This window comes from Methylobacterium sp. J-030, from assembly GCF_022829545.1.
GTDB lineage: Bacteria > Pseudomonadota > Alphaproteobacteria > Rhizobiales > Beijerinckiaceae > Methylobacterium.
This window is the reverse complement of sequence record NZ_JAKSYM010000377.1, coordinates 1-416: the sequence shown is the minus strand read 5'-3', so window position 1 is coordinate 416 and position 416 is coordinate 1. Positions and strand designations below refer to the sequence as shown.

Below are 416 nucleotides of genomic sequence, written 5' to 3'. Positions count from 1 at the left end.
CTCGCCGGGCCTGCGCTACCTGGCGAACGAGGTCGACCTGACGCTGACCCGCAACGACGTGCCGTTCGCCGCCTCCGCCACCGGCCGCAACGGCATCGCCGCGGCCAACGCCGTCCAGGCCGCGGTTGCGGGCCGGCTGTTCCACGCCGCGGCAGGCGTCACCACCGCCGAGGCCGACATCGGCTTCCGGGCGCTGCCTGGTGACCTCCACGCCGGCACGGTGTCGGCGGCCTACGAGACGGTGTTCCTCGTCCGCGAGGCGGTGCTGGACCGGCTGCGCCGGGGCCAGCCCGGCACCGGGCTCGATTCCGGCAGCCTGCCATCCGCCTACACCGCCGACCTGCCGGGCCGGGCGCCGGTAGTGGCGAACGTGCCGGTGCGCACGCTCGACCCGCAGGTGTTCGGGCTGTGGGGCC

1 pseudogene is annotated in these 416 nt (G+C 76.0%); it reads left to right on the top strand.

Features of this window, described 5'->3' with window-relative positions:
• Positions 1–416, top strand: a pseudogene (locus MKK75_RS30875) (autotransporter domain-containing protein); the annotation flags it as partial.